The sequence below is a fragment of the Haloferula rosea genome, assembly GCF_016595525.1.
In the GTDB taxonomy this organism is placed as follows: Bacteria; Verrucomicrobiota; Verrucomicrobiia; order Verrucomicrobiales; family Akkermansiaceae; genus Haloferula; species Haloferula rosea.
Window position 1 is genome coordinate 261,647 of record NZ_JAENII010000003.1, and the last position, 18,701, is coordinate 280,347.

The 18,701-nt window shown below is 62.3% G+C and carries 16 protein-coding genes; 8 read left to right on the forward strand and 8 right to left on the reverse strand.

Annotated features, from left to right (window positions below; genetic code table 11):
- The first annotated feature begins 60 nt into the window (after nt 1–60).
- Both acs and JIN81_RS05605 read left to right on the forward strand, forming a co-directional pair.
- Nucleotides 61–2,013, forward strand: a complete 1,953-nt coding sequence (gene acs, locus JIN81_RS05600) for an acetate--CoA ligase (RefSeq protein ID WP_200277492.1) — start codon at nt 61–63, stop codon at nt 2,011–2,013.
- Between the two features lie 30 nt (nt 2,014–2,043).
- Nucleotides 2,044–2,913 (forward strand): hypothetical protein, encoded by an 870-nt coding sequence (locus JIN81_RS05605; RefSeq protein WP_200277493.1) that lies wholly within the window; start codon nt 2,044–2,046, stop codon nt 2,911–2,913.
- A 20-nt stretch (nt 2,914–2,933) separates the two neighbouring features.
- On the opposite strand, the gene mpl is transcribed toward JIN81_RS05605, so the two are convergent.
- The 3 genes from mpl to JIN81_RS05620 all read right to left on the reverse strand — a co-directional run bounded on the left by mpl (nt 2,934) and on the right by JIN81_RS05620 (nt 6,221).
- Nucleotides 2,934–4,322, reverse strand: coding sequence for a UDP-N-acetylmuramate:L-alanyl-gamma-D-glutamyl-meso-diaminopimelate ligase (mpl, locus tag JIN81_RS05610; RefSeq protein ID WP_200277494.1), 1,389 nt, complete (start codon nt 4,320–4,322; stop codon nt 2,934–2,936).
- A gap of 51 nt (nt 4,323–4,373) precedes the next feature.
- A complete protein-coding gene (locus JIN81_RS05615; RefSeq protein WP_200277495.1) occupies nt 4,374–5,255 on the reverse strand; it encodes an HAD family hydrolase in 882 nt (293 codons plus the stop codon).
- A 75-nt stretch (nt 5,256–5,330) separates the two neighbouring features.
- The gene (locus tag JIN81_RS05620) at nt 5,331–6,221 is read right to left on the reverse strand and encodes a TIGR01777 family oxidoreductase (protein ID WP_234044507.1); all 891 of its coding nucleotides are present in this window, start codon (nt 6,219–6,221) and stop codon (nt 5,331–5,333) included.
- Nucleotides 6,222–6,307: 86 nt separating this feature from the next.
- Here JIN81_RS05620 and JIN81_RS05625 point away from each other — a divergent pair, with 86 nt between their 5' ends.
- The 6 genes from JIN81_RS05625 (at nt 6,308) to JIN81_RS05650 (ending at nt 13,079) form a co-directional block, all read left to right on the forward strand.
- The gene (locus JIN81_RS05625; protein WP_200277497.1) at nt 6,308–8,824 is read left to right on the forward strand and encodes an LPS-assembly protein LptD; all 2,517 of its coding nucleotides are present in this window, start codon (nt 6,308–6,310) and stop codon (nt 8,822–8,824) included.
- A 16-nt stretch (nt 8,825–8,840) separates the two neighbouring features.
- Entirely contained in the window at nt 8,841–9,479 is a 639-nt protein-coding gene (locus tag JIN81_RS05630; protein ID WP_200277498.1) for an NAD(P)H-dependent oxidoreductase, read from the forward strand.
- Nucleotides 9,480–9,705: 226 nt separating this feature from the next.
- Nucleotides 9,706–10,485, forward strand: a complete 780-nt coding sequence (locus JIN81_RS05635) for an MlaE family ABC transporter permease (protein WP_200277499.1) — start codon at nt 9,706–9,708, stop codon at nt 10,483–10,485.
- Entirely contained in the window at nt 10,482–11,186 is a 705-nt protein-coding gene (locus JIN81_RS05640; protein WP_200277501.1) for a P-loop NTPase family protein, read from the forward strand. Before JIN81_RS05635 ends, JIN81_RS05640 begins: the two co-directional genes overlap by 4 nt.
- Entirely contained in the window at nt 11,183–12,199 is a 1,017-nt protein-coding gene (locus tag JIN81_RS05645; RefSeq protein ID WP_200277503.1) for an MlaD family protein, read from the forward strand. Before JIN81_RS05640 ends, JIN81_RS05645 begins: the two co-directional genes overlap by 4 nt.
- Before the next feature lie 4 nt (nt 12,200–12,203).
- Nucleotides 12,204–13,079 (forward strand): hypothetical protein, encoded by an 876-nt coding sequence (locus tag JIN81_RS05650; RefSeq protein ID WP_200277505.1) that lies wholly within the window; start codon nt 12,204–12,206, stop codon nt 13,077–13,079.
- A gap of 6 nt (nt 13,080–13,085) precedes the next feature.
- On the opposite strand, the gene JIN81_RS05655 is transcribed toward JIN81_RS05650, so the two are convergent.
- From JIN81_RS05655 to JIN81_RS05675, 5 genes are read right to left on the reverse strand one after another with little or no spacing between them, the layout of a single operon-like run.
- On the reverse strand, nt 13,086–13,760 hold the full coding sequence (locus JIN81_RS05655; protein ID WP_200277507.1) for a hypothetical protein: 675 nt from the start codon (nt 13,758–13,760) through the stop codon (nt 13,086–13,088).
- Nucleotides 13,744–16,695, reverse strand: a complete 2,952-nt coding sequence (locus tag JIN81_RS05660; RefSeq protein WP_200277508.1) for a type IV pilus modification PilV family protein — start codon at nt 16,693–16,695, stop codon at nt 13,744–13,746. Before JIN81_RS05660 ends, JIN81_RS05655 begins: the two co-directional genes overlap by 17 nt.
- The gene (locus tag JIN81_RS05665; protein ID WP_200277509.1) at nt 16,685–17,428 is read right to left on the reverse strand and encodes a PilW family protein; all 744 of its coding nucleotides are present in this window, start codon (nt 17,426–17,428) and stop codon (nt 16,685–16,687) included. Before JIN81_RS05665 ends, JIN81_RS05660 begins: the two co-directional genes overlap by 11 nt.
- The gene (locus tag JIN81_RS05670; protein ID WP_200277510.1) at nt 17,425–17,919 is read right to left on the reverse strand and encodes a hypothetical protein; all 495 of its coding nucleotides are present in this window, start codon (nt 17,917–17,919) and stop codon (nt 17,425–17,427) included. Before JIN81_RS05670 ends, JIN81_RS05665 begins: the two co-directional genes overlap by 4 nt.
- Complete coding sequence (locus JIN81_RS05675; RefSeq protein ID WP_200277511.1) at nt 17,916–18,548, reverse strand: pilus assembly FimT family protein; 633 nt, start codon at nt 18,546–18,548, stop codon at nt 17,916–17,918. Before JIN81_RS05675 ends, JIN81_RS05670 begins: the two co-directional genes overlap by 4 nt.
- Between the last annotated feature and the right edge of the window lie 153 nt (nt 18,549–18,701).

Genomic DNA, 18,701 nt, shown 5'->3' on the forward strand with positions numbered 1-18,701 from the left:
CTGGACCGCTAGTTTACCGCCCTTCACCGGCGCACCACGTGGCCGCAAACCCCAGAAAAGATGAGCAAAAAGAGCGTTAACACCCCTTTCGAGGAGCAAGTTTTCAAACCTAGCAAGGATTTCGCGAAGAATGCACGGGTCTCCAGCATGGCCCAATACAATCGGATGTGGAAGGAGTCGGTCGAGCAACCGGCCAAGTTCTGGGCAAGCGAAGCGAAGGAACTCGAGTGGCAGAAGCCATGGAGCAAGGTACTCGATTGGAAGGCCCCCGATGCGAAATGGTTTGTCGGAGGGAAGCTCAACGTCACCGAAAGCTGCCTGGACCGCCACGCCCGTGGACCGCGCCGCAACAAGGCCGCGATCATTTTCGAGGGTGAACCCGGCGACAAGCAGGTGCTCACCTATGCCCAGCTTCACCGGGAAGTCTGCAAGTTCACCAACGTGCTCATCGCTCGGGGCGTGAAGGCCAAGGATCGGGTCCTGATCTACATGCCCATGATCCCCCAGGCCGCGATCGCCATGCTCGCTTGTGCACGGCTCGGCGCCGTGCACTCGGTGGTCTTCGGCGGTTTTTCCGCAGAGTCCATCCTCGATCGGCTGGAGGACTGCGGAGCCACCCACGTGATCACCGCGGACGGCGGCTGGCGCCGTGGCAAGACCGTGGCACTCAAGGACAACGTCGATGAAGCCCTCAGCCGCACCAAGATCGTCAAGAGCGTGATCGTGTACAAGCGCACCGGTCAGGACGTGAAGATGAAGAAGGGGCGTGACTTCTGGTGGGACGAGCTCGCCGCGGAAGCCTCCGCCAAGCATGAGGCCAAGGCCTTCGACTCGGAGCATCCGCTCTTCATTCTCTACACCTCCGGTTCGACCGGGAAACCCAAGGGCATCCTGCATACCAGCGGCGGCTACCTCACCGGCACCTACACCACCTGCAAGTACATCTTCGACATGCAGGATGAGGATGTCTACTGGTGCACCGCCGACGTCGGCTGGATCACCGGGCACAGCTACATCGTCTATGGTCCCCTGGCCATGGGCGCGACCCAGGTCATGTATGAGGGGGCTCCCAACTACCCGGACTTCAGTCGTTTCTGGCAGATGATCGAGGAATACGGCGTGTCCATTTTCTACACCGCCCCAACCGCCATCCGCGCCTTCATCAAGGCAGGCGACTCGTTCGTCGATGGTCACGACCTGTCGTCTCTGCGACTGCTCGGCTCGGTCGGCGAACCGATCAACCCCGAGGCCTGGCGCTGGTACTACGAAAAGATCGGCGGCAGCCGTTGTCCGATCGTGGATACCTGGTGGCAGACCGAAACGGGAGCGATCATGATTTCCCCACTCCCCGGCGCCACGCCCACCATCGCCGGCACCGCCACCCTGCCCTTCTTCGGCGTGGACGCCGCCATCCTCGATGACGCCGGCAACGAGTGTAAGGCCAACGAAGCAGGGCGCCTCGTCATCCGCAAGCCGTGGCCCTCGATGACCCGGACCATCTATGGCGACAAGGCCCGCTTCAAGAAGACCTACTGGGCCGACTACGACGGGCTCTACACCGCCGGCGACAGCGCCCGCCGTGACAAGAAGGGCAACTTCTGGATCGTGGGTCGCCTCGATGATGTGCTCAACGTGTCAGGCCACCGACTCGGCACCGCCGAAGTGGAAAGCGCGCTGGTCAGTCACCCCTCGGTGGCCGAAGCCGCCGTGATCGGGCGCCCGGATGACCTCAAGGGCCAGGCCGTGGTCTGCTTCGTCACCGTGAAGGGTGGCATCAAGAGCACCCCCGCCCTGCAGAAGGAACTCAGGGATCACGTCGGCAAGGTGATCGGGGCGATTGCAAAACCTGACAATGTCTACTTCGCCCCAGCCTTGCCAAAAACGCGTTCCGGGAAGATCATACGCCGTCTGTTGAAAGAACTGGTGAGCACCGGCGAAGTCAGCGGCAACACCACGACGCTCGAAGACCACAGCGTCATTGAACAACTGAAAAAAACCATCGCCGACTCCTGATTCCAGCCGTCGGCTCCTGAAATCAAATCGATGACCCCCACCCGCTACTTCATCGCCCGGATGGCGCTGGCTTTCGGCATCAGCCGCAAGCAGCGCCGCATGGCTGAGGCGGCCAGCGAGACGCACCTGCTGCGCGAAGCCGAGCAATTGCTCGGCCAGCGGGTCTGGAATCGCGTGGAGGCCGTCGAAGAACTCGGGATCGAATACTGGAACCTGCGGCGGCTGATGACGGAAAAGACGTCGATCACCGAGAAGCTGCATAGCGCGGAGTCGATGCTCACCGAGGCCCACCATCAGCGGGCCGCCCTGCTGACCGACAAATCGACCAAGCAGGAGCAACTCGACGGAGAACGCTCCGAACTTCTCGAGGAACTCGACCACCTCGCCCGTGAGCGGGATGAAATCGTGCGCAACGCGCGCGGGCTCCGGCGACTGTACGACGGGCTCAAGACCAAGCTCGAAGTGCTCAAGTCCGAGTCCCGGGAAGACGAGCAGACCACCGCCACCACCCGGGCCCGCATGAGCGAACTTCGGAGCCAGTTCGAAGCCCTGAAGATCGACCGCGACAAGGTCGCCGCGCGCATCGCCGAGCGAAATCTCGTCCTCGACGAGATCGATGAGAACCTCGACAACGAACGCAAGAAGCACCGTTCCGAAGCTGCGGAAGCCTTCCAGATGATCGGCGAAGCGAATCGCAAGATCTCTTCCTACAAGGCCGAGCTCGGCCTGCTGGACACCCAGATGAACCAGCTCTATGGCGAGATCGGTCGCCACGTCAGCCGCAACACAAAGGTCAATCCGCACTGCCGCGAGGCCACCGGCGAATACAATGCCTTGGTTGAGGTGATGAGCGCCCTGCGACGCTCCATCAACATGAATCACCGCTTGGCCGGCAACTGACCTTTCGACTCCGTGTGGAGTCACTCGCCGCGGGACAAACGCTCCAGCAACTTCGAGTGGATTCCACCAAACCCGCCATTGCTGAGCACCGCGACCACGTCGCCGCTCACGGCCTCATTGCCCACGGCCTCGACAATTTCATCGACCGTGGCGATGTAGCGGCCACGCCCACCGGGCACTTCGCTTGCCACCACGGCAGGATCGAGCCTTTCCGATGGCGGCACCTTCTCCGGGTCGGGTAGAGCCGAGATGATCGACACATCCGCACCCGCGAGACATTCAGCGATTTCGCGCTGGAAGACCTTCCGCTTCGTGGTGTTCGAGCGGGGCTCGAAAATGACCCACAGCCTTCCATCCGGATGCTGCTGGCGCAGCGCCTGAATCGCTTGCCGGATCGCCGTCGGGTGGTGGGCGAAGTCATCGACCACCTTGACGCCCCGTTCCTCACCCCGGACCTCCTGGCGCCGCGCCACCCCGTCGAAGGAATGGAGGCCATCCTGGATCTCGCCCACGGACAACCCGCCGAGCAAACCGGCGACCACCGCCATCGCCGCATTCCTCACATTGAACTCACCGGGCATTCGCACCGAGTAACGTTCGCCTTCCAAGGTGAACGAACTGCAGTCGCGCGCATAGTCCACATCGACGATCCTGATGTCACAGTTCGAACCAAAGCCCACGCGCGTCACCGGACACGGCGCATCCACCACCACGTCGAGGCAGTTGGCATCATCGCCATTGACCACCGCCCTGCCCGTCCGCGGAACAATCCGGATCAGGCGCTTGAAGGTGAGCTTGATCTCATCGATGTCGTTGTAGATGTCCGCGTGATCGAACTCGATGTTGTTCACGATCGCCACCTCCGGGAGGTAGTGCAGGAACTTGGAACGCTTGTCGAAGAAGGCGGTGTCGTACTCGTCCCCCTCCAGCACGTTGAAATCCGAATCCGTGAAACGCGCGCCACAGCCGAGGTTCCTCGGCAGGCCGCCGATCATCCATCCGGGATTGCGCCCCGCGGATTCGAACAACCATGCCAGCATGGCGCTGGTCGTCGTCTTCCCATGGGTCCCGCTGACCACGAAGTTCCTCCGGCCGCGGAGGAAATGCTCCTTCATCACCTCGGGCAGCGAGACATACAGCAAGCGCCGCTCCAGGGTCGCCTCGGCTTCCTCATTGCCCCGGCTGATCGCGTTGCCGATGACGATGGAGTCCGCCTCCGCCGGGATGTTCGCCGCCGCATACCCCTCGGTCAGATCCACGCCTTCACTGCGCAGGAAATCCGACATCGGAGGATACACGTTGGCATCCGACCCCGTCACCGTGAACCCCTTGCGCTTCATCGCAGCAGCCACCGAACCCATCGCCGTGCCACAGACACCGACGAAATGAAAATGCTTCTTCTCTGACATGAAAAATTGATCGAACCTCGCTGACCTAACAGACTCTCCTCCTTCGACGGATCAGAAGGTGGGGGCCGCCACCGTTCCGCTTTCGGTTTCCTCCCTCCGCTGGCGCAGGATCCGGTCCGCGATCTCGCGGACCATCTCGCTCAGCAACAACCACAGATGACTCCCTTGGCGGTAGTCCGCCGGCGCGATGTGCTTCACCCGGTTCGCATGGGCACTGAGCTGGTAGCACTTGCGGAAACTCCTCCCGCTTTCATCCTCCGGATTATAGACCGCGATGCCATGTCCCCCGTTCCGGGTGATCACGGTGAAACACGGCACATCCGTCGGCCCGTCGCCGACATACACCATGTTCTCGAAGGGGACCGGCCTCAGCTCGGCCGGCATGTGGTCGTTCACATCCTGCGTGTATTCCAGCATCCCCTTGTTGATGCGGAACAGGAACTGGGTCTTGGTGGTGTGGGAAATCGCCCGTTTCGGGAAGGCGATGTGGCCCGCCTCGTTCTCACCGAACTCGCAGCCGAAGATGCGCTTCACCCGGGACTTCAGTGGCGACCCGTCGAGCAGCACCTTCAGGCCCGATGAGATGATGTAGTGTTCGATCTGGATACCGGCCGCCTCGTGATCGGGCGACAGCACCTGACCGGGCAGCTCGTCGAAAATTTCGGGCACCCCGGGGAAGAAATTCAAACCCGCACCCAGCTCCCTCAAGCGGGCATTGCTCACCTGGTCCATCTCGAGGTAGTCGAGCAGACATTTCAGGTAGGCCAGCTCACCGTCCCACTGCGCATCGCGGACCAGGTTGTTGCACTTCTGCCAAAACTGCTCGGGATTGATTCCGAACTCGGGGAAGAGCACGTCATCCTGCATGTATTTCGGACTGAGCGTCTGGTCGTAGTCGAAGACCAACGCAATCTTGTTCTGTGGGGCCGCCATAAAGCTGAAAGAAACCCAATCGGGCGACCCGTCCCTGCGCAAGCGCAATCGGTGGCCCGAAATCGAGCCGGCAGGCTAGCAAAGCTCGACCAGGGCCGAATCCAGCGACGGATACCTGAATCGGAACCCGCTCTTCAGGAGTGCATCGGGAAGCGCCCGCTGGCTGGCCAACAAGGCACCGGCAAAATCACCCAAGCCCAGCTTCAGCCCCCAGCCAGGTGCATGGAAGAAGGCCGGACGACTCAGCGCCGAGGCCAGCTTCTTCGTGAAGTCACCGTTCCTCTCCGGCTCGGGAGCCACTCCATTGACCGGTCCCGTCACCCGATTCTGCGCCAGGTGAAGCATCGCGCCGACCAGGTCTTCGACGTGGATCCACGGCATCCATTGCTGGCCGGATCCGAATTTCCCTCCCAGTCCCAGCGAGAACACCTTCCGCATCTGTTCCCACGCATCTCCACCGCGCCCCAACACCACCCCGGTTCTCAACCAGGCGACATCGACTCCACGCTCGACGAGCGGCTGGGCCGCCTTCTCCCACTCGACGCACAGATCCGCCAGATAGCCTTCCCCCGGATGGGCTGCCTCGGTCAGCTCCTCATCGCCACGATCTCCATAAATTCCGACCGCCGATCCATTGATCAGCATCCCCGGGCCATGGTCAGCCTCCACCATCGCCTTCACCACCGCGTTCGTCACCCCCACCCTGCTGGCATGAAACTTCTCCCGGTTCCCTTCCGTCCAACGCTGCGCGATCGATTCACCCGCCAGATTCACCAAAACCGTGAGCCTCGACAGGTCCGGCCGATCGGACCACTCCCTCCATTCGTCCACCGGACCACCGGGCTCCCTCCGCTTCCGGCTGAACCCCACGACCCGCCAGCCACGCCGATGCGCCAGCTCGGCGAGCGCCCCGCCGAGGAAGCCCGAGGCCCCGACAATCCCCATGATTCCATTCGTCCCCTCCATGCACCCCCATCATCCCCCACATCCTTCACCCCGCAATCGCTTTCCACCTTTACTTGCGAGTCGGTAGCCCCTGTGATCCTGCCTCGATGAGGCTTACTTCCTCCCTCTTTCTCAGCTCCGCGCTGATCCTTTCCGCGCAGCAACCCGATCTCGCCGAGGACGAACCGGCACCCATCGGGCCTGTCGCCCCGGTTCCCCTCCCCACCGACATCGATCTGATCGATGCGGCGGACGTGGCACCGGCGCGCCCCAGCTCGGTCGAGCTTGAATTCGATGGCGGAGCCGACTTCGTCAAAGCCACCGAAACCGTGACGTCCCGCGGGGCCGTGCGCGCCGTGGCCGATACCGGCATGAGCCTCTCCGCCAACCGGGGACGCTACCTCGGCAAGGAGAAACAGCTGATCGTTGAGGGCAACGTCAAGCTGAAGACCGAAACCGGCATTGAGATCTTCGCCAATCACGGCGTGCTCGATGACACCGCCAAGACCGTCACCCTCACGGGAGATGTCAGCATCTATCAGGGACAGGGCGTCCAGCGCGGAAAGCGGGTCGTCTATTTCATGGAAGACCAGAAGATCGACGCCTCAGGTCTGAGGACCGGCGTCGACCCTCTCCTCCTCGAAGCCGATGGCTTCACCATGGAGGAGCGCGATGGTGAAACCGTCTTTGTCGGTCGTGATGCCGGCATCACCACCCACGACGTGGAGAATCCCGCCGTCTGGGTTCGGGCCGGTGAAACTACCGTCTTCCCGAACGACCGGGTGGAATTCAAGAACATGAAGCTCTATGCCGGAGATACCCCGATCTTCTGGCTCCCCTACTTTTCCCAGCCGCTTGACGGAGAACTCGGCTACCACTTCATCCCCGGTGCCCGCTCGAACTGGGGTGCCTACCTGCTGAACAGCTACGGCATCATGCTCGGCGAGGGCGAGGACCGCTGGCTCCTCTCCCGCTGGAATTTCGACCTGCGTACGTCCCGCGGCGTCGCTGCCGGGCTCGACCTCGTCGACCGCCGAAGCCTCAAGAGCAACCCGAACTACACCGGCTTCTCCTTCTACTACGCCAACGACCTCGACCCGACCATCAGCCGCACCGGCCTGCCCCGCCCCCAGCTGAATGAAGACCGCTGGCGTGTGAAGCTCCAACAGCGCTTCAACCTGCCGTTCGAAGGCGGTGACGCCTGGAGGATCGATGCCAACCTGACCGCACTGAGCGACAACTACTTCCTCGAGGACTTCGATCCGCGCACCTTCTCGACCGATCCCAATCCGGACAACACGCTGGGGCTCTTCCGCCGCGATGACAGCTCGCTGTTCGGAGTCCTCGCCCGATTCCGGCCCAATGACTTCTATCGCTCGGATACCCGGCTGCCGGAAATCACCTTCGAACAATCCAGACGCCCCCTGTTCGGACTCCCCATCCTTCACGAGGGTCAGACTTCATTTTCCGTGGTCGAAGAGGAGATCGGCACCGCCAACCAAAGCACGCTCAACAGCATCCTCGCCCTGCCTCCCGGCAATGCGACCGCCGAAACGCTCATCCAGAACCTGCCCACCTACGAGCGGCAGCTCGTCAGGCAGATCCAGGCCCTGCCTCCGGGCAGCCCGCTGGTTCCAGCACTCACCACCCAGCTCCTCAACCCCGGCTTCACCCGGTTCCACACCTATCAGGAGCTTTCCACCCAGTTCAAGATCGGCGGATGGCTCAATCTCACCCCCGAAATTGGAGCCGGATACTCGAACTACAGCGGCATCAACGGACCCGCAGCGACGGTCGACCGCGCGATCTTCTACGCAGGTGCCGAAGCCTCGATGAAGCTCAGCCGGGACTACGGAGGATTCGTCAGCCGGGACTGGGGACTCGACGGACTGCTCCATGTGTTCCAGCCCTACGCCCGGTTTTCCTATCTCAATACCAACGACCTCGGCCGCTTGTTCCCACAGATTGACCGGGAAAACTTCACCACGCGCCCACGGACCCTCGCTCCGAACCGCTACACCGCCATCGACTCCTTCACCGACTGGAACATCCTGCGGATGGGCATGCGCAACCAGCTCATCACACGGCGCGATGGGCAGAGCTACCAGTGGCTCTACATCGACACCTACCTCGACAGCTTCTTCGACGACCCCGAGGAGCTGAACCGGAATTTCTCGAACCTCTACAACGACGTCACCTGGCGCCCCTTGGAGTGGCTGTCCCTGAATCTTGAAACCCAGTTCCCCGTCCTCGACAACGGATCCGGGTTCAGCGAAGTGTCCGCTCGCCTCCGCTTCATGCCGACCGAGAACCTCGAGTTCTCCATCGCCAACCGCTACCTCGACAACCATCCCATCCTGGATGACTCCAACCGGATCGACCTGCGTGGATACGTTCGTCTGAATGACAAGTGGGGACTCGGTGCCACCCACATCTGGGAGCTCGATGATGGAATCCTCGAAGTCCAGCAATACACCGTCCACCGCGACTTCAACCATTTCGTGGGCTCCCTTGGTTTCACCGCCAGAGACAACCGCCTCGACGAAGAATACGGGGTCGTCCTCTCGCTCGCCTTGAAGGACTTCCCCTCCGCCTCCCTCCCTTTCAGCCTCGACGCCCAGTAACCGTCACCCCATTTTCATGACTCCCGCCGAGCTCACCTCCGCCCTCCAGTGGCGCTACGCCACCAAGGTCTTCGACCCCTCACGCTCCATTCCATCCGAGACTTGGGAAGCACTGGTCGATGCCCTCGTCGCCGCTCCATCGTCATTCGGGCTGCAACCTTGGAAGTTCTTCATTGTCGACGATACCGCGAAACGGGCCCAGCTGCGTGAAGTGTCCTGGGGTCAGTCTCAGGTCACCGATGCCGACAAGCTCGTGGTCTTTGCCGCGAGGACGGACATGACACCCGCCGACACCGAGCGTTGGCTGACGCGTCTCGCCTCCGTTCACGGCCAGGCACCCGACGAACTCACCGGCCTTGGCAAGGTGATCGACGGCTTCTGCAACAACATGACCGTCGAAGGCCGGCATGCATGGAACGTACGACAAACCTACATCGCACTCGGCCAGTTCATGGCTGCCGCCGCCATGGTGGGCGTCGATACCTGCCCGCTCGAGGGGCTCGACCCCAAGAGCTACGACAAGATCCTCGGACTCGAGGACAGCGGATACGCCACCTGCGTCGCCTGCGCTGCCGGCTACCGGTCCGGCGATGATAAGTATGCCTCCCGTCCGAAGGCACGCTTCGAGCGCGACGAAGTCGTCGAGCATCGCTGAGGCTCGCCTTCCCTCAAGACCGTGCCGAGCAAGGATTGCGGCCTTTTTGCAAATCAGGCCGTAGTTCCTTCAAGCGGCATCGTTAGGGTGAGAACCGGAGCCTGAGCTCCTCCCTTTGCTCCCCCGGCACGAAGGGTGGCGGCCCGCACAGGATGGTCGGCGCCATCCCGGTACGGACCTCCTTCCAGAGCGCACGCGGGAGTTCCCCTCTCACCCGTGCCGCACCATGCAAGCCCCGCTCCACCCTGAGTCCCGGCTGATCAGACCGTTTCTGGAGTTCTTCCAGCTGACAACCGGGGTTGCGGCACATGCATTCGCCCGCATCGGCGTCCTTCGCTTTCCAGCCACCCAGCGCGTCTTCCACAAGCAGGTCCTCTTCACCGGCATTCAGGCCCTGCTGCCGGTGACCATTGCCGGTCTGGCGGTGGGCATCGGGCTCGTCTCCCAGATGCGGTCGCTGCTCGGCAGCGGCGTGGAGCTCAATGTGAAGATGATGCAGGTCGTCGTGCTACGAGAATTCGCACCACTCCTCACCGCCTTCATCGTGCTCGGCCGGAGCGGATCGGCCATGGCGACCGAAATCGCCGCGATGAAGGTGCGCGGAGAAATCCGCAGCCTCTATCGGCTCGGGATCGATCCCGGTGACTACCTCATCGTTCCCCGTGTGGTCGGCTGCTGCATCGCCGTTCCCGCCCTGACCCTGTTGTTCCAACTCGTCGCCACCGGCGTGGGCCCCGCCTTCGCCTCGCTCTTCGTCGAAATGCGGCTCCTGCCCTACTACTCCGCGCTGTTCCAACAGATCGCCCTTTCCGACATCCTCATCGGTCTCTCCAAGAACGTCAGCTTCGGGCTCATCATCGCCAGCGTCGCCTGCTCGACCGGAATCCACGTGCCCGCACAGCCTGCCTGGATCCCCCAAGCCGCTGAACTCTCGGTGCTGAGAAGCTTCATCCTCCTCCTGCTCGCCGACTTGCTCTTCGCCTCCATCTACCTCATCCGCTCATGACCGTCACGGCATCCACTGAAGTCCTCAGGATTCGTCAGCTCGACGGGCAGTTGTTCCAACCCTTCAGCTGCTCAATCCAGGCTGGCACGGGAGCCATCGTCCACGGGGATGACCCCCACACCTTCGATGAATTCATCGATCTTGTCGGTGGACTGGAACCCAGCCTCACCGGCACCATCCAGCTTGCAGGAATCGGCGACCCCGCAGCCGATTCCGGGGACTGGAAGGCTCGCTCACGGCACATCGGCTACGCCGCGGGAGACTCCGGCATGATCTCGAACCTCAAGGTTTTCGAGAACCTCCTGCTGCCTCTGCAAGCCGACGGTGATCCCCACGCCCGACTTGCCGAGGAGGAACTCGAAAATTCCATCCTCCAGGCGTTCGATGCCGCCGGGTTCGACGCAGCCTGGGTCCACTCACGACTCCGCCTCAGTGCCGACGGACTGAGTCGCTTCGAGCGCGTCATCTGCGGACTCGTCCGCTGCCACCTGACCGGCTTCCGGCTTCTCCTCGGCGAACAGATCTTTGCCGAGCTCGACCCCTCACAAACCGGACGCCTCATCCACTTCCTCAACTGGCTCGGAGCCATGCATCCGGACTCTGGCATCCTGCTCACCTGCCTCAGGAACCAGCACCCTGATCTCTCGGAGTTGTCCGCATGGCAGCCCATTCAAACCCTCACCCTTGAACCGTCATCATGACCCGCTTTCTGAAAGACTCCGATCCCAGATTCCACCTTGTGGAGCTCCGTTCGAAGACCTTTGTCGCCCTGTTGATCCTCGTCCTCGCTGCGATCACGGGCTTCGCCGCCTTCAAGCAGGAGTGGTTCCGCTCCGTGAAACCCTACTGGATGCTCGCCGAAACCAGCGAGAGCCTCCAACCGGGGATGGCGGTCCGCTTGAGTGGCTTCCGCATCGGCAGGGTGAAGAGCATCTCCCTCAAGGCGAACCGGCAGGTGAAGGTCGACCTGGAGATCTTCGACGAATACACCGACTACGTCAGGGGCGAAACGATCGCCAAACTCCGTGGCGAGAACCTCATTGGCGACCACTTCATCGAACTCTGGCTCCCCACCGAGCACAGCGGGGCGCCCCCACTGGCACCAGACTCGCGCATCACCTTTTCGCGCGGCAAGACCATCGACGAATTCGTCGAGTCACTGGAAAAGAAGTTCACTCCCATCCTCACCAGTCTGGCCACCCTGGCTGAGTCACTTCCGGACACGGCCGGGCGACTCGACTCCACCCTCGACCAAGCCAATGGCCTGATCACCGACCTGAGGAGCGACGAGGGACATCTCGTCTCCAGCCTCAAGTCACTCCAGCACGCCCTCAGCGAAATCGATCAACTGGCCAGCGACCTGCGCTCGGAGGACCACGGACTGATGGCGGGAATCAGCCAGTTCAATGAAACCGCCGCCACCGTGAACCGGAAAGTCGAACCGCTCATCGACAGCCTGCAAAGCGGAGCAGTCACCCTCGATGAAACCGCAGGAGAAGCCCGCAAGCTCTTCGTTTCCGCCAACGAGATGATCGAGAACCTGAACCAGGTCGTGAAGGAAAGCTCGGGCGACATTCCCAAGATGGTCCACAAGGGTGCCGATGCCGCCGACAAGGCCGACGACGTCATGGACTCGGTTCGCCGCATGTGGCCGGTTCGCCAAGGCGTCAGCGACGGCAGCGACCAGGTCCTGCAAACCGGAAGCGATGATTGATCCCATGAAAACCTTCTCCCTTCCCGCCCTCGTGAGCGCCGCCTTCCTCTTCGCAGGCTGTGCCACCACCGAGCAGGAACCCACGGTTCTGGCGGAAGCTCGCAGTCACTCACGCGACGGCAACGAAGCCTATCGGGAAGGCCGATTGGATGACTCCAGAAAAGCCTATGGGCGCGCTCTTGAGATTCACCGGTCGGTCGACCATCCGGAGGGCATCATCCGCGACCTGATCAACCTCGCCGTGGTCAGCGAAGCCCACGGCAGCCCAGCGGACGCGGCGGACTGCCTCGATGCCATCGATCGCTACATGCTCACCCTGCGTTCCTCAGGCGAAAATTCCCCATCGAGTCGCGATCTGAACGAGCTGCTGCTCGAAGCTGGCTGGATGCGGGCCTACCTCCATGCGGACGCGGGAAACACGGCTGCAGCACGACGGGCACTGACTTCCACCCTCCAGAACTACGGACCCGCCGGCCGCAAACAGCGGGGCCGCTTCCTCAACCTCGAAGCAAGGCTCGACCTCGAAGACGGAAACGCAGCAAGCGCTCTCACCAAAGCCAGGCAGGGCCTCAAAGCCAACCAACGATCCGACCACCGCCGTGAAGTCGCCGACTCCCACCGCATCATCGGCCGAGCCCTCATCCCCATGGGCGACCCGTCGGCCGCCCATCAAGCATTCACCTCGGCCCTCGAACTCGACCGCAAGCAAGGACGACCCGACAAGGTCGTCGATGACCTGCTCGGCATGGCCAGGGCATCGCAAGCTGCGGGCAATCCGGCGGAGGCACGAGCGGCCGCCGATCGCGCAATCATCGCAGCTCGCTCTTCAGGAAACCCTGCAGCTCAAGCCGAAGCGACACGATTCAGACAACGCCTCTGAACCAAATCACTCCGCCGTCAGGTGCATGAAGTCGCGGAAACTGATGGATGACACCTTGCCTTCCTCGTCATCGAAAAGCACCACCACATAGGTCCCCTCATCCATGACCGGGATGGGACTGAGCTTCTGGTCCCCCACCCTGAGCGGCACATAGCCCTCCGGGTAGTTCATCGGTAGATTCGCCGTACCGAAGCGTTTCACGAACTGCTTGGTCCAACCGCCCTCCGGCTCCCGCATCTCGACCGCAAGCTCGGGCTGGGCACTCACCGAGACGAAGGTGGCGACCCGACCTTCCTGCTTCTTGGTCTGCTTCAGCCGGAGAATGCGGATCTGCCAATGCGCCGGTTCATCATCCGTTGCAGGAATGCGTTCCGCGAAGGGAATCACCGTAGTGGTTTCCCCGACCTCCACATCGACCGTCGTCGTGCCTTCCGTCACTCCGTCACGACGGATCACGACCTTGCAGCGTCCGGCATCCACTCCGATGCCGCCCGTAGCATTTCCCAACTGATAGCCCGACGGATAAACATCCACGCCATTCAGCAAAAGGGACAGCTTCCCCTCTCCGGGGGCGAGAGCGTGGATCAGGCGGATGAAACCCACCTTCTTCTCTCCTTCCTGCGCGCTGGCCAGCGACCCAAAGCACAGAAGCACGGCAACCCATCTAGAAATCGTTTTCATAGAGTATTTCGACATCAACCCTGTTTTCGCGGATCCTTCCATCCGCATCACGCTCGCCCGGATCCGCGAACAGGGAGAACACCTTGCGGGACTCCGCAAGCACCGTCGGCGTGTCCCGCCAGGCCGTGCCGGTCGCATCCGTGGGAGCGATGGACTGTCCGATCACCCACACGCGGAAGTTGCGTGACCGCAAGGTCGACGACTCCCAGAGACGCGCGAACAACTCCTCCGCCGCCGCATCCGTCCAACGAAGCTTGCTGCCGAGATCGAACAGCTCCTCATTCCCCCAGATGGAGCGCTCCTGCTCGTCCTCCACCATCGCCAGGGCGTAGGCTGAATCGAAGGGCCTCTCGGCAATGATGGCTTCCGCAATCAAGTCGGCCGCCTTCTCACGGGCGGGCGTTCCAACATCCGACTGCACCGTCCGCGGTGCCATCCACGGCATGTTTGAGTGGCTCGAGCTCAGCACCCGGCCGATCTTCGGATCCTGCCTCAGGTTCCCTGCCACCAACGCGCGGATCGCGTCTTCCGAGGCCGTATTCAGATTCACATGACCATCGACGGTCACCAATGGCGACTCCCGTTCCTCCTCTTCCTGCAAGGTCGATTTGCCCGCATGGAAGAGATCAAGGAGTCTCACTGCATGCTGCTCCTCATTGCGGAACCGCTGGTGCTCAGTCCGCCCGATCCGCAGCGTGTTGCCGCCACCGTAATCCGCACTCGGCACGCTCGCCGCCGTGACCTCCGGCCATGTGGTCCGCGAGGTCGGCATTCTTGGACTGCTGTCCAGCAAGGTCTTGGTGTCCAGACGACCGCTACCGGAACGGTTGGGCAAATCCGCATAAGCCGGCTGCCACATCACCGGGTCGAAAACCCGGCCCAGCTCCGCCGCGGAATAAAAGCGGCCCTGCTGCGAAAGTCGCTGCACCGCATTCTCCCGTTCCGGCGCCGGCAGATTCCCAATCAGTCGGCTGTCGGTCGGGAGCGACCTCTCATCACTCCCCGGATTCCATGATCCCACCATCGAGTTGTGCCCGCCATCCGGCCATTCACTCGGAAGCACCCGCCCGTAGTGTCTGGGCTTCGTCGACGAGTCCCTGTCGTAGATCGTCCCACGCCGGACGTTCCTTCGTCCGGGGCTGGCATTCTCCGGGTAAGCGTTCTCACCGGCCGCTTCGTTGCGGATGTAGTGGGCGATCCGAGGGTCCCCCATGTTGTTCACAAAATCGCCGTAGGGGCCGTAACTGTGCCCTGGAATGGCCGCCTCCACCGCGACACTCTGGCGAGTGGCATAGAATGTGAGATTCTGGGGACTGCGCACGATCCGCTCGACACGGGCCACCTCGTCGTCGTTCCAGCGCAGGGACATCCCCGCCGCTCCGAGCGGTTCACTCAATGCGAAGGTCTTGATGAACTCACTGCCGGGCCCGGAGATCGGGCCCACGTCGAGCGAATACTCCACCGTCGCCATGAGGAAGACCCCATACTCGTCAGGCTCGAGCGAGACATTGAGACTAGGACTCCAGTACTTCCCGTCCTTCTTCTCGAGGTTGTGGGTCGATTGGATCGGATCGTCCAGCAGGGATGGATCGTCGAAGCGACGTCCCTGGGGAATCACCCCGATCCCCGTTGGTCCCAGACCATTCTCGTAGCTGACCTGACAAAGTCCGCTGACCGACTCGCTGGTCATGTTCCAGAACTCGGTGAAGACCTGAAACTCCCATTTCATGTACTTCCGGCCATCCTTGAATTCCAGACCGTTGTATCCAATGCGCAGGAAAATCTCGCTCAACAGCGGGTAGGCATCGAGCCCTCGGTAAGAGCCGCCAAGGGTGGGCGTGTCATCCGTGTCGGCATAGTCCAAGGCCCCCGCAGCCAGGGTCCGCAGGTAGTCATCGGGGAAGCCCCCACCCCTCTCGTCGAACTCGGGCAGCCCTTGTTCCACATGCCGGGCGAACTCATCCACCGCCCGATCTCGTTCCATCCCGAGCAGTTCATTCAGGTTCAGCTTCGGCTCCCCGGTGAGAGCCTCATCAATCCCGGCCGAGAAGGGAACGATCGGCAATTCTTCATACGACCGCAGCCCTGCCACCACCGAGCGCTCCACCACATCGGCCATCGGGTCTTCCAGTCGTCCTTGATCATCGCGATCCAAGCCCGGCTCACGCCCCAAGGCAGCCACCGCGGATTCAGGCGACACCAGTACCTCACGCCCCCCGTCGAGCAGTGAATCGAGTTCGCTGGATTCTTCATCGCCGGTTCTCGAAGGGTCCAGCGCATGGAAGCTCACCACGGCTTCTTCATCCCCTTCCTCGTCACTCACCCCCGGAGCAGGAAACGGCCACTCGACGCGTCCGTCACCACCCGCCTGCGAGGCGTCCAGCCTGGCCTGCAGGTCCTCAACCCAGAATCCATAGCGTCCCACCACCTTGCCCGCATCATCCTCCACCGGGATCCACGCAATGCGGGCGGACTCCGACCAAGGCCGGACCTCCATCTCCCCGGCGGAGGTGGGCTCGGACCAATCAGTGACCGGAGGCAAAGCGCTCAAATCCGTGACCGTCCGCCGTTCCAGCGGACTGCTGAAGAGTGGTTGCAGTTCATACTCAACGTCGTCGCCGCCTCCGCTGCCACGGACGAGAAAAAGGTAGTCCAAGGGATCGAGCGTGCTGCCCGCGTCCACTTCACCGGGCTGACTGACGATCAGGTAATCATCATTCGCCGTCTGCTCGCCCAATCGCGCCCTGACATCCTCCATGCCGGCCCGCGCAATCCACTCCGCGCGCTTCGAGTCGATGTACGACCGCGCCGTCTTGCGCTCGATGCCGACCACGGCGAGCACGCCCACCGCCAGCAGCAGGATCGCGGCCATCACGACCAGCACCACCGCCAGCGTGAATCCTCGGCGTGGGTATCTCTGTCGACTATGATTCATGCGAAAAAGCGTTCACGACTTCGTAGACTTCGAGGTCCGGAGAATCCTCCGCATCCTCTGGATTTCCAAGGAGGGGGCTTGAATCCCAATCACCGGCATTCCGCAATTTACCCATCAGCTCGCGTCGCGCCACCACAAGTCTCAAACGGACCGCGTCAGGACCGTCCCACTCCGGGTCCGCGGCTCGCGTCCACGCCCCCCATTCGCCCCCGGTTTCACGCAGCAAGGGATCGGCCTCGAAACCCAGCACACCGAACGCCACCGGCTCGTCCACCTCCGCGGGCTCGTAGAGCGATGCCACCGTGCCCGCACGAAGCGCATCAAAAGTCTCCTTGCTGTCGCGGAATCCCCGCATCAGGCAGCGCACCGGATCACGCCCCATCTGCAGATCCTTCAGATAATAAACCACCGCGCACAGGTCACCCACCCGATCGTCCGCCGATTGGGCGTCCGCCGGCTGCAGGCAGAGAAATCCAAGCCGATCCTTCCGCCATCCCGTGTCACCGCCACCGAAAACCATTTCCCGCCCCGTCACCGCCTTCGACAAATCCTCCGCCGCGATCGTCAGGACCGCCCTCGCCTCGCGCTCGGCAGCCATGCTGTTGGTGCTTTGATTGTAGCCATCTCCCGTGGATCTCAGGCTGGTCACCGCCAGCAGCAGCACGATGGTTCCGATCCCCATCGAGACCATCATCTCCACCAGCGTGAATCCATGGGGGGAACGAACTCTCATGGCAGTTTCGTGTGAAAGCTCACCCCTGAGCGCTGACTCCGTTCGCGGACCGCCGGGTGCTCGACCCGGACCGTCACGGTGACCCCGGGATCATCGAACCGCCCCGAGATGCTGGCCACGTAGTTCACGTCTTCTCCATCAATGGTTTCCCGCATTCCTCCCTCGAAACTCGACTGATCCAGTGTCCCAAGAAGCTGCCCATCGCGCGAGAACCCAAGCACCAGAACCTGGCCGGCGCCGGGAAAGGATACCGCAGGCTCCAAGGTCGGCAGCACCGCGGACTCCCCGCGCCGAGCCGCCTTCACCTCCATCAAACAACGTTCCGCAATCGCAGGAGCCCGTGTTTCCGCGCGCGCCGCACTTCCCACCGAGCCGGCCTTGCTCATCGCCGCCAGAGCCAGAGGCACGGCGACCGCCAGCACGCCCATCGCCACGACGGTTTCGATCATCGAAACGCCGGGCAGTCGCTTGCGGGCTCGGGTCCTCTTCATACGTCCAGATTCCATGCTCGGGCCACGACGCGACCAATCCGGATCGCCCTGCGGCCACCACCCGAGGCCTCCACCGTCTGATTCCCCTGATACACCCCACTTCCCAGCGAAATCACCACCGACTCCGAACCCGCCGGGGCCAGAAGCCCACCACGGGCAGAAAACACCAACCCGGGAAACTCGCCTGCTTCGTCGCCGTCCTTCCACGTGAGGCGAATGTCCGACTGATCAAACACGTTGTCCAATTGATCCACATCCCCCCCGAAAAAAGCGACCCCAGCGGGCAAAACCGCCCAACGCTGGAGCTGGCGACCCACGAGTTCCTCGCCATCCTCCCAACCCTCGAGCTCGAACAGCCCGACGCGGGACATTTCGTCGCTGAAGCCGCCATCCCCCGGCTTGAGGAAAACCATCGCCACCGGCCGACGACGCGTGATCGCCGAGGTGCGGCCCTGCTCGATGAGCGCGGACACCTGCTCCGTCGAGGTTTGCACCGCCTCGGCCCGGTTGTTCCGGAACAAGCTGACCCCGACTGCCAGCAGAAGAATCGAGATCGTCACCACGGCGATCAATTCAATCAGGCTGAAGCCACAAGGCTGGCGATCCTCTGGACAAGGGGAATGCGTCATGGGGTTGGTTCAACGATAAGCAGTCTGCGCTCCGGTCACCGTTAAAAAAGCACGTTTCTTCTCACTCACCAAGCCTCGGCGAACAAAGGACGCAAGGTGACGATCCTGCCATGATCCCGGAGTTCCCATGAAATCAGGCATAGGCTCCCTTCC

What these genes read in the sequence shown, in the direction of transcription:
- acs (WP_200277492.1), top strand. Translation starts at nt 61, where the DNA reads ATGAGCAAAAAGAGCGTTAACACCCCTTTCGAGGAGCAAGTTTTCAAA.
- JIN81_RS05605 (WP_200277493.1), top strand. Translation starts at nt 2,044, where the DNA reads ATGACCCCCACCCGCTACTTCATCGCCCGGATGGCGCTGGCTTTCGGC.
- mpl (WP_200277494.1), bottom strand. Translation starts at nt 4,322, where the DNA reads ATGTCAGAGAAGAAGCATTTTCATTTCGTCGGTGTCTGTGGCACGGCG.
- JIN81_RS05615 (WP_200277495.1), bottom strand. Translation starts at nt 5,255, where the DNA reads ATGGCGGCCCCACAGAACAAGATTGCGTTGGTCTTCGACTACGACCAG.
- JIN81_RS05620 (WP_234044507.1), bottom strand. Translation starts at nt 6,221, where the DNA reads ATGGAGGGGACGAATGGAATCATGGGGATTGTCGGGGCCTCGGGCTTC.
- JIN81_RS05625 (WP_200277497.1), top strand. Translation starts at nt 6,308, where the DNA reads ATGAGGCTTACTTCCTCCCTCTTTCTCAGCTCCGCGCTGATCCTTTCC.
- JIN81_RS05630 (WP_200277498.1), top strand. Translation starts at nt 8,841, where the DNA reads ATGACTCCCGCCGAGCTCACCTCCGCCCTCCAGTGGCGCTACGCCACC.
- JIN81_RS05635 (WP_200277499.1), top strand. Translation starts at nt 9,706, where the DNA reads ATGCAAGCCCCGCTCCACCCTGAGTCCCGGCTGATCAGACCGTTTCTG.
- JIN81_RS05640 (WP_200277501.1), top strand. Translation starts at nt 10,482, where the DNA reads ATGACCGTCACGGCATCCACTGAAGTCCTCAGGATTCGTCAGCTCGAC.
- JIN81_RS05645 (WP_200277503.1), top strand. Translation starts at nt 11,183, where the DNA reads ATGACCCGCTTTCTGAAAGACTCCGATCCCAGATTCCACCTTGTGGAG.
- JIN81_RS05650 (WP_200277505.1), top strand. Translation starts at nt 12,204, where the DNA reads ATGAAAACCTTCTCCCTTCCCGCCCTCGTGAGCGCCGCCTTCCTCTTC.
- JIN81_RS05655 (WP_200277507.1), bottom strand. Translation starts at nt 13,760, where the DNA reads ATGAAAACGATTTCTAGATGGGTTGCCGTGCTTCTGTGCTTTGGGTCG.
- JIN81_RS05660 (WP_200277508.1), bottom strand. Translation starts at nt 16,695, where the DNA reads ATGAATCATAGTCGACAGAGATACCCACGCCGAGGATTCACGCTGGCG.
- JIN81_RS05665 (WP_200277509.1), bottom strand. Translation starts at nt 17,428, where the DNA reads ATGAGAGTTCGTTCCCCCCATGGATTCACGCTGGTGGAGATGATGGTC.
- JIN81_RS05670 (WP_200277510.1), bottom strand. Translation starts at nt 17,919, where the DNA reads ATGAAGAGGACCCGAGCCCGCAAGCGACTGCCCGGCGTTTCGATGATC.
- JIN81_RS05675 (WP_200277511.1), bottom strand. Translation starts at nt 18,548, where the DNA reads ATGACGCATTCCCCTTGTCCAGAGGATCGCCAGCCTTGTGGCTTCAGC.